Raw genomic sequence first — 8,481 nt, 5'->3', positions numbered from 1 at the left:
CGCTATCCCTCCCCACCCGGGTGGGGAATCCCGCGCCTTACGTTGAACAGCAGCTAAAGCTGCTCTAAGGCTTTCCCGCCCCGCACTACTCGCGCTAGCAGCGCCGAGCGCTGAGTACGGGGCTACAAAGCTACTCTGCTGTGTGTTGCAACCTTCTCCAAACCGGCGCTGACAGCCGTTGACCCCAGCCAGGGAGCAACAGCAGCCATGGCAAGATGGGACATCTGGTCAGGGATCCCAAGTCTCAGCCAAGGCCTGGTCTGGAGAGTCTAGTGAGAATTGCAATAGAACTGACTGCACGGCCACCGTCGGTGGCGGAAGCAATGCGGGAAATCCGGGATCCCGTATCGGCCATGGCCCAGAAGCTGCCGATGCTTTTGGCTGTAGAGGTGCCCAGGAGAAATTCCACTGCATTAGAGTCCGGGGATTGCTCCTGAGCAGCGATCACCCCCGCCGCTTCCCCACCTTGCCCAGCCACTGCTGGAGTGGAAGGTTCCGGCGTGGGCTGAGAGGCTTCTGCTGGGCGGGGAGAAGGTGGTTGCAGCGGCATCTCGCCAGGGGAGGTTTGTGGGGCCTTGCCAGGGGGTACGGGGGGAGCCTGGCCGGCGATCTTTCCCCAGAAAGCTTGGAGGAGTTGCCACATGGCTAAGTTGGCTCCTGAGCGAAAGGGCAGTGAGGAATGGTGCTATCCTGCCATGCTCTGCCCTGAGAATCCACTCCCTCTGCAAGTCTTGCTAGAGCAAAGTCATAACGAGTATGATTAAGAAGCTTACCTAGGGAGAAAATTCACCATGGCGCAAATTCGCGAGATTCCCCTGGCCCAAATTCGTCGCCCCTTGCCGCGGCAGACGGATCCGGAGAAAGTGCAGGCGTTGATGGCTTCCATCGAAGCCATCGGCCTGCAGGAGCCGATCGAGGTTTTGGAAGTGGAGGGAGAGTACTACGGGTTCTCTGGCTGCCACCGCTACGAGGCATTTGTTCGCTTAGGCAGGGAGCGAATTCCCTGCCGGGTGCGCAAGGCAACGCCTGCCGTCTTGAGACTCCACCTGGCCTAGGAGGGATCCCTCTCTCCCAGCCTATTTTTTGTCGCCCGACTCTTCCTGGGGGACGTAGCCCCGTTCGTAGGCAAAGCGCACCAGTTGTGAGCGATTTTCCAGAGAAAGCTTGCTGAGGATGTTGGTCAGGTGAGTTTGCACAGTGCGCGGGCTAATGAACAGCTTCTCGCCGATTTGCTTGTTGGTGAGGCCGCGGATCACTTCCCGGAACACCCGCTCTTCGGCGGGGGTGAGGGGAAGCTCGGGTAAGCTGGAGCGGGGGGCGGCTTCGGATTTGGCCTGGGTCTGCTGCTGGATCAGGCGCAGAATCTCCAACTGGGTGCGGCGGGCTCGTTCGATTTGCGCCTCGATTTTGGCCACCAACTCCAGCGGCTCGAAGGGCTTGATGATGTAGTCATCGGCTCCCCACTCGTAGCCCTGAACGCGGTCGTCCAGCTCACTGCGAGAGGAGAGGAAGATAAAGGGGACGAGTTCGCCGCCCCGCTGTTGGCGCAGTTGCCGGCAAAACTCGAAGCCATCCATTTCCGGCATCACCACATCCGACACCACCACATCCGGCTGCTCTTGGGCAAACAGGCGCAGCCCTTCTACACCCGAAGCGCCCGTACAAACCCGATAGCCGTGCTGAGTCAAGTGGCGGCTCAGCACCTTTAAAGAGAGGGGATCGTCATCTACGACCAATACGCGCTTCATGATGACTAGGGGGAGAGGCTGTTGAGGAATGACTAAAGAGATGATCTGAGGGCGCTATTCACCTCTTGCCGCAAGTTTAAGTCCAGATAGGATGCTGGCGATCAACTAACCCCTGCCCCATAATAGTCGTTCCAGAAGCAGTCTTGCTGCCGGCTCAGGCGGACTGGGAAATAGGTTTGTTTAGGCTCCCATCCCGGAGTAGCGTTGCAAACCCTTGCGCCACAGCCAGCGGTTGACCAGCCAAAACAGCCCCAGCCAGGCCAGGCCCATGGCAAAACCGCGCGGGATATCTTGTGGGATCCCCACCCAGAGGCCGGCGGGAAAATGTACCAAGTAGGGAAAGGGCGTCCAGGCCAAGACCTGGCGCACCGCCGGTGGAAACACCTCCAGAGGGGCGATCACCCCCGACAAAAACAGGTACACCAAGAAATGAAGCTGCTCCAGAGCCGATATTCGCTCCACCCAAAAGGCCAGCAGCGCCAGGGTGTACTGCATAAGAAAGCGCAGGGCAAAAGCCAACAGAATGGCCAGGGATCCCAGTGCCACCTGTTGCCAAGACGGGATCCAAAAAGCACGGGGGTAGAGCAGGAAAAAGAAGGCAATCAAAGCTATGGTAAAGGGGAGACGGGCCAGGCGCTCCATCAGGTGGCTGGCGACGTGGTGCCAAGCGGGATCCAGAGGCTGCAACAGACGCGGCGATAACTTGCCTTCGACGACCTCCCGCTCAAAGTCCCAGATTACCCAGGTGATGCTGAACTGGCGCACCAGGAACACGGCCAGAAAATAGCGGCTGAACTCCAGGGAAGAGAGCGAGAAATCTCCTGAACGGGCGGCTTCGCTCCAGAGCCCCATCATGATCAAGGGCAGGGATCCGGCCAACACCCACAGGATCAGCTCCGCCCGGTACTCCAGCATGTAGGCGTAGTAGGCGGCAAAGAGCGCCCTCAGCTTGCGAAAAAAGGCGTTCATTGAGGCTCTGAAGGGGCAAGCGGACTATAGAGTGGGCAACAGGCCGGCCAGATTGACCACCGCTCCCACCACGACAATGGCGGGCGGTGCTACAGGCGAGGGCTGACCGGCTAGAGTCTCCAAACGGAGCAGATGAATCTCTTGCTCCGGGGTGGTGCCCCAGCGGATCAGGGCAACGGGGGTGTCGGGAGCTTTGCCGCCGGCCAACAATTCGGCGGCGATGTGGCCGAGGTTGTGCATACCCATGTAGATCACCAAGGTTTCTACGGCCTCGGCTAGGGCACGCCAATTGACCTGGGGGCGGTATTTCCCTACCGCCTCATGGCCGGTTACGAAGGCAACCGAGGAGCTGAGGTCGCGATGGGTGAGTGGGATCCCAGCATAGGCGCTGGCGGCCATGCCCGCCGTAATTCCCGGCACCACTTCCACCGGGATCCCGGCCTGCACCAGGGCCAGCATCTCCTCGCCCCCCCGCCCGAAGATGAAGGGATCCCCGCCCTTGAGGCGCACCACCACGGCTGCCGTCTGGGCTTTCTCGATCAGCAAGGCGGTGATTTGCTCCTGCGGGAGGGTATGGGCGCCGCAGTGTTTGCCGGCGTAGATTCGTTCTGCTGTGGGTGGGATCAGCTCCAAAATGGGGGATCCCACCAGGGCATCGTAGATGACCACGTCCGCATGGGCGAGCAGCGCTTTGCCCTTCACCGTCAGCAGTCCCGGATCCCCAGGCCCTGCCCCCACCAGATACACTTTGCCCATCTCAAATCCCAATAGCTTGTCGGAAATATCTATTCTGCTGGAACAGGACAGTTTTGACCAACCAACCCTACTTCCCGGTCAGACAGGCCGTCTGCAGGGTCTCCTGGATGGCCTGTACCACCTGGGGATCCCGCCAGAGGGGCGGCTCCACCGTAATCTGCAGCAAGGGCCATTCTCGCTGTAGCCGCTGAGCTTGTTCTTGTAAAGCGCGCAGCAGACCGCCCGGAAAAAGAAAAAACGGCAGCACCCGCAGGCGATACTGGCTCAGACGCAGGCAATGGATTACAGCCGCTTCCAGGGTGGGGGGCTGGGCGGCAAAAGCCAGGTGGATGGGGATTCCGGGCAGGCGCTGTTCCAGAGCTTGGATCCCGGCCTGGAGCTGGGCGGCAAATCCCGGCAGGCGGCTGCCATGGCCAAATAGGATCCAGCCGTGGGTCAGTTCCCCCAACCGCTGCGCCGCAACCACGCGAGCCGCCACCAAATCGAGCAGGGCCGGGTGCTGGCCGATGGGGGGCGTCAGCAGCAACTGCAGGCGCGGCCAGCGAGCTTGAACCTGCTCCACCGCAGCCGGCAAATCCTCCTCCACATGGGATCCCCCGCCCATAAACAGCGACAGCAGCACCACCGGCCCATCGACTCTATCCAGACAGGAGGCCAATTGTCTGTGAATCTGCTCTGCCAAGGTCAGGGGCTGACCTTCCAACTGGGCCAGCTCCACCGGCTGAGGAGACAGCCGCTGCCGCACCCGGGCCAGCAAATCCGCCGCCGCCTGTTGGTATTCCGGATCCCGGCTGCCGTGACAAACCAAAAACACCAGTGGAGCTAAGGACATGGCAGAAGTCAGGGATCCAGAGGCAACTGTTCTATTTTGCTACTTAGAAAGGTTCCGGCAACGTCTCGCGCCGGATCTGCGCGTATGATTTGATAAAGTACACATCCTTTTTTCAGACTCGTCGGCCCTTTCCCAGGATTTCATGTCATTTGAGAATCGTTCCACCACCCCCGAACTGTTGATCCATGTTTTGCGGGAAGGGTTGACCGAATCTATCCATCATTGCCAAGCGGTCGTGGCCGATAGCCGCGGGCGCTCCCTGGCCATGGCCGGCAACAGCACCACTCCTGTTTTTGCCCGTTCTGCGCTCAAACCTTTCCAAGCGCTGGCCATGCTCTCCACCGGCATCCGCGAGCGCTACCGCCTCAGCGAGAAGGATATCGCCATTATGTGCGGATCCCATCAGGGCACCACGGCCCATGCGCGGCAGGTGTTCAGCATGCTCTGGCGCGCCGATCTGTCTCCCGAGCTGCTGGTCTGCCCCACCCCACCCGGCAAGCCCAGCCCCCTGTGCCACAACTGCTCCGGCAAGCATGCTGGCATGCTGCTAGCAAGCCGCGCCCAGAACTGGACCCTGCCGGACTACGCCCAGCGGCAACACCCCGTTCAGGCCCTGGTGCGGGCTAAGTTGGCGGATCTATTGCAGATGCCCTCGGAAGAGTTTTTGTTTGCCCGCGATGACTGCGGCGTGCCCACCTACCAACTGCAACTGAACCATTTGGCCTCTCTATTTGCCCAACTGACTGCCGGCGAGCGGCCCGACTTGGAGGCCATCGCCCGCGCCATGACCCACCACCCGGAAATGGTGGCCGGACAGGGATGTTTCGACACAGAATTGATGCGGGCCACCCAAGGCGAGCTGGTCAGCAAGTCCGGCGCCGAAGGGATCCAGTGCATTGGGCGCGTCGGAGAGGGGATGGGCCTGGCCATCAAGGTACAGGATGGGGCCGCGCGGGCCAAATATGCCTTGGCTTTGCACCTGCTGCAGCGCATGGGCTGGATCCAACCTGCCGCTGCCGAAATGCTAGGGGAGCGCTTCCTCGCCGTCGGCCCCTACACCCGCCTGGAGGTGGAAGGGGAGCTGCGCATGCCCTGAGCAATCCAAGCGGGGCTGAGTCTTGCATCTTACTCCCTGGCAGTGCTACCTTGTCAAAAAATTGGAAGAAAAATGTTTGAAGAGTCTTTCAAAGCTCTTGACGGCGAGCTGGCCAGCTTGGTTGAGCTAACTAAGAAATTGACGAAAGCGGTAGGCAGTGCCCAAGCTGCTAGCAGAAGGGGAGATCTCCAAGCAGTAAACCGCCAGGTAGAAAGCTGTGGCTCTGCCCTCAACAAAGCTCTCTCCCAAGTGGAGCTGGTGAGGCGAGCTCTTGAACAAGCCCAGCAAGCTTTGTCCACCTCCTCCCTCGAAGACCTGGCCCGCGAAGTGGGGGAACGGGTAGACCAGCCCTGGCTTCCTACCGAGAATCCGAACATTTTTGTGGCCTTTCCTGCCTTAGTGCACTTTGCCAGAGAGGGGGTACGTATCGACCGCAAGATTTTCCGATCCCAGCGGCCCAGTGCTATTGCTGAGGCAATCAAGCGAGCAAGAGCCGCCAAGAGCAAAGAGACTGATCCCCAGGCTGTCCTTCAGCTCATTTGGAAGGCAGCAAGAATTGCGGCAGGCTACCTGAGAAAGCGTGTGGAGCAACTGCCTAACTCCATAAGTGTAGCTGCGCGAGATGTCTTCGATGTTCTCCACCTCAATAACTCAGACTACACAGAAGCAGAATTTACGCGACATCTTTACCTTCTAGATCGAAACCCAATCAACAATGTGGATGGCTATCGCTTGATCTTCTCTGCATCTACAGGCACGCGCTCAGGTCGCTGCTATCGCATTCGCGATGAACGCGGTGAGGAACATATTTACTATCTTTTGGAGTTTGAGCGTCTATGAGTGGGGAAACCCAGAGTCGTCTACAGCTTGATTTATGGCTGCGTTGTCTTGAGAAAGACTACCTGGGATCCTTCATCCCTGCGGGTGGTGCAACCGTCAAGCTAGCTGTTGTCCCAAAAGATTCCTACTCCCACCTCTACAAATCTCTTCAGGAAAAGCTATCTCTTTCTTCTTTTCGGCTTTTTGATCTAAGCGAAGAGCGCATCAATCTACATTCAATTGAGAATTTTTGGTTTGCCCTTGCTCAGAAGGTAAACTGGGAATCTTTTGCCAGAGAACTGCGCTATAGCATTCTCAGAAAAATTGGATATTCCCCCAGCTCAGAACTTCAAGACTGCACTTTAGAGGAACTGGCGGAGCTTTACCAGGTTGAGGCCCGCGAGATCAACATACAGTTCCAGCGAGAAATTAAGAAGCTGATTTTTCAGGACTACTCTCTGGCTCTCGACTTTCGCAAGGCTATTTCCCGTCTTATCTACGAGCCTCTCCAAAGTCCAGGCACTCTAGAAGGTTTGTGCCTTGCGGTTCAGGAGTGGCTCAAAGGCACACTGAAATCTATTAGTCAAGTGCGTGGGGCAGCTATTTTTCGAAAGATTGATAGGACAAATTCTCGAGAGATCCTACTTTCTTTTCTGAGGCTTTTCACGCGCCAGCTCGGTTGCACAGCAATTCTTGTCAGTCTGTTTCATTACTACGAGCGAAGAGAAAATGGACGTCCAATCTTCACTCGTAGGCAAATTATTGAGCTTTACGAAACCTTGCGAGAGTTTATCGATGCAGAGAGTAAGCTTGAGAAAACAGTCCTAATCTTCATGGCTCCTCTAGACTTTATTGAATCAGAACTTTTGTCCTACCATAAGTACCGGGCCTTGCAAACTCGAATTGAGAACGAGGTATATTCTCCCAATTATCCCAATCCTTGTACAACTATGGTTCAACTTCAATGAGCGCATCACTTGTAGCCCGACGAGCGATTGAAGCGCTGCGAAACGGTGTTCCCAATCCATTTGCGGTTGCAGAACTTGGCTCTTGGCAACAAGAGGTCGAAGAGAAGTTTTGGGAATTATGCAACGCCCCCAGCTTAGAGCCTGGGGGGATGCTCGTGAAGGGGGACTTTGGAACTGGTAAGTCTCATCTTCTACTAACTCTGCAGGAAAAAGCAAAGAAGCAGGGTTTTGCCACCTCGCTGGTTGTCATCTCTAAAGAGCTGCCTCTTGGCAATCCTAGTCGCCTAATTCCCCGCATCCTTGCCGAAATCGAACTCCCTGACATGGCTGAGCGCGGGCTTCAAGGCATTGCAGGTCGTCTGCAGTACAAACAGCCTTCTTTCCAGGAGTTCCAGCTTTGGGTTAACCAATGGCGATTTGGAGAGGGCTGGTGGCCGTCTACTCTAGCTTTACACCAAAGGCTAGAGGGTGACGATGAGAAACTAGATGCTATTGTCCGCTTTTGGGCCGGTGAACCCACCCTGAGGCTCTCAGAGGTGCGGCAGAGACTTCGGGATCACGGTCTGGCAGGGGCTCACTCCGTCGGCAAGCTACCTCCTGCGGAAAGTCTGCACTGGCAGCGCCTGGCTTTTTCTGCTCAGCTATGTCGGGCCATAGGGCTCAGGGGCTTGGTGGTTTTGGTGGATGAGATCGAGCTGATTGCACAGTACAGCATCCTGCAGCGGGTCAAGTCCTACCGCGTTCTTGGCCACTTGTTTGGCAAGGAAACTTTACCTGAAGAACTAAAAGCAGCTCCGCTAATTCTAGTGGCAGCAGTAACCCGCGACTTTGAGCAGTCTATCTTGCAGGAAAAAGGGGATTGGGAGAAGGCACCTGAGATGGCACGCCAGAAGCATGTTTCTGAGGAAGCTGTAAGGGCCGGCATGGAGGCCATTCGGCGGGCTATCCCCCTCCGTTCCTGTTCGGAAGCTCAGGAGGCCATTCAAGCGATGTTGCGCAAGGTGGCGGATCTCTACCAGAAGGCCTACCCTGATTGGGTACGGCCATCACTGTCTGAGCTCCCTCCTCTTTACGGCACAACTACCGTGCGGTCAATTATTCGCCGTTGGATTACTGAGTGGGATGTGCGCCGGTACTACAACCCCACCGATAAAGTTCAGATTGAGGAAGACAAAGCGACTGGACACACCCCTACGGAAGAGATCCAAGAACTGGAAGAGGAAGCTTAAGCAAGCCTAGGTGCTCCCCAAAGTTGTCTGAGTTGTCTGAGTTTAGCTTAATCGGCGGGAAGCT

At 57.2% G+C, this 8,481-nt stretch carries 10 protein-coding genes and 1 pseudogene; 6 read left to right on the top strand and 5 right to left on the bottom strand.

The genetic code is table 11. The annotated features are described in order from the left end of the window. Positions 1-244: 244 nt before the first annotated feature. Positions 245-643 (bottom strand): hypothetical protein, encoded by a 399-nt coding sequence (locus tag NW835_RS01965; protein ID WP_414414382.1) that lies wholly within the window; start codon positions 641-643, stop codon positions 245-247. Positions 644-791: 148 nt separating this feature from the next. On the opposite strand from NW835_RS01965, the gene NW835_RS01960 reads away from it, so the two are divergent. Continuing rightward, positions 792-1,055, top strand: a complete 264-nt coding sequence (locus NW835_RS01960; RefSeq protein WP_414414381.1) for a ParB N-terminal domain-containing protein — start codon at positions 792-794, stop codon at positions 1,053-1,055. Positions 1,056-1,076: 21 nt separating this feature from the next. Here the strand turns inward: NW835_RS01960 and NW835_RS01955 are convergent, their stop codons facing one another. The 4 genes from NW835_RS01955 to NW835_RS01940 form a co-directional block, all read right to left on the bottom strand. After that, positions 1,077-1,748, bottom strand: a complete 672-nt coding sequence (locus NW835_RS01955) for a response regulator transcription factor (protein WP_414414380.1) — start codon at positions 1,746-1,748, stop codon at positions 1,077-1,079. A 180-nt stretch (positions 1,749-1,928) separates the two neighbouring features. Then, entirely contained in the window at positions 1,929-2,717 is a 789-nt protein-coding gene (locus NW835_RS01950; protein WP_414371131.1) for an ABC transporter permease, read from the bottom strand. A gap of 24 nt (positions 2,718-2,741) precedes the next feature. After that, entirely contained in the window at positions 2,742-3,473 is a 732-nt protein-coding gene (gene cobA / locus NW835_RS01945; protein ID WP_414414379.1) for a uroporphyrinogen-III C-methyltransferase, read from the bottom strand. Between the two features lie 67 nt (positions 3,474-3,540). Next, positions 3,541-4,305, bottom strand: coding sequence for a sirohydrochlorin chelatase (locus NW835_RS01940; protein ID WP_414414378.1), 765 nt, complete (start codon positions 4,303-4,305; stop codon positions 3,541-3,543). Positions 4,306-4,447: 142 nt separating this feature from the next. Between NW835_RS01940 and NW835_RS01935 the strand changes: the two genes are divergently transcribed. The 5 genes and pseudogenes from NW835_RS01935 to NW835_RS01915 all read left to right on the top strand — a co-directional run bounded on the left by NW835_RS01935 (position 4,448) and on the right by NW835_RS01915 (position 8,417). Further along, positions 4,448-5,401 (top strand): asparaginase, encoded by a 954-nt coding sequence (locus NW835_RS01935; RefSeq protein ID WP_414332471.1) that lies wholly within the window; start codon positions 4,448-4,450, stop codon positions 5,399-5,401. Between the two features lie 72 nt (positions 5,402-5,473). After that, the gene (locus NW835_RS01930; protein WP_414414377.1) at positions 5,474-6,241 is read left to right on the top strand and encodes a hypothetical protein; all 768 of its coding nucleotides are present in this window, start codon (positions 5,474-5,476) and stop codon (positions 6,239-6,241) included. Next, on the top strand, positions 6,238-7,188 hold the full coding sequence (locus NW835_RS01925; RefSeq protein WP_414414376.1) for a hypothetical protein: 951 nt from the start codon (positions 6,238-6,240) through the stop codon (positions 7,186-7,188). The genes NW835_RS01930 and NW835_RS01925 overlap by 4 nt, the downstream gene beginning before the upstream one ends. Beyond that, a pseudogene (locus NW835_RS01920) lies at positions 7,185-7,448 on the top strand (BREX system ATP-binding domain-containing protein); the annotation flags it as partial. The gene NW835_RS01925 and the pseudogene NW835_RS01920, both read left to right, overlap by 4 nt. Positions 7,449-7,511: 63 nt before the next feature. Beyond that, positions 7,512-8,417: a BREX system ATP-binding domain-containing protein gene (locus tag NW835_RS01915; protein ID WP_414414384.1), complete on the top strand. Its 906-nt coding sequence runs from the start codon at positions 7,512-7,514 to the stop codon at positions 8,415-8,417. The last annotated feature ends 64 nt before the right edge of the window (positions 8,418-8,481 follow it).

This window comes from Synechococcus sp. OH2, assembly GCF_047462155.1.
In the GTDB taxonomy this organism is placed as follows: Bacteria; Cyanobacteriota; Cyanobacteriia; order Thermostichales; family Thermostichaceae; genus Thermostichus.
Note: the sequence above shows the minus strand (reverse complement) of the source record. Positions and strands in the feature narration are given on the sequence as shown.

Coding starts and splice junctions, on each gene's coding strand:
- NW835_RS01930 (WP_414414377.1), top strand. CDS start 5,474: ATGTTTGAAGAGTCTTTCAAAGCTCTTGACGGCGAGCTGGCCAGCTTG.
- NW835_RS01960 (WP_414414381.1), top strand. CDS start 792: ATGGCGCAAATTCGCGAGATTCCCCTGGCCCAAATTCGTCGCCCCTTG.
- NW835_RS01955 (WP_414414380.1), bottom strand. CDS start 1,748: ATGAAGCGCGTATTGGTCGTAGATGACGATCCCCTCTCTTTAAAGGTG.
- NW835_RS01965 (WP_414414382.1), bottom strand. CDS start 643: ATGTGGCAACTCCTCCAAGCTTTCTGGGGAAAGATCGCCGGCCAGGCT.
- NW835_RS01950 (WP_414371131.1), bottom strand. CDS start 2,717: ATGAACGCCTTTTTTCGCAAGCTGAGGGCGCTCTTTGCCGCCTACTAC.
- NW835_RS01940 (WP_414414378.1), bottom strand. CDS start 4,305: ATGTCCTTAGCTCCACTGGTGTTTTTGGTTTGTCACGGCAGCCGGGAT.
- NW835_RS01915 (WP_414414384.1), top strand. CDS start 7,512: ATGGCTGAGCGCGGGCTTCAAGGCATTGCAGGTCGTCTGCAGTACAAA.
- NW835_RS01925 (WP_414414376.1), top strand. CDS start 6,238: ATGAGTGGGGAAACCCAGAGTCGTCTACAGCTTGATTTATGGCTGCGT.
- NW835_RS01935 (WP_414332471.1), top strand. CDS start 4,448: ATGTCATTTGAGAATCGTTCCACCACCCCCGAACTGTTGATCCATGTT.
- cobA (WP_414414379.1), bottom strand. CDS start 3,473: ATGGGCAAAGTGTATCTGGTGGGGGCAGGGCCTGGGGATCCGGGACTG.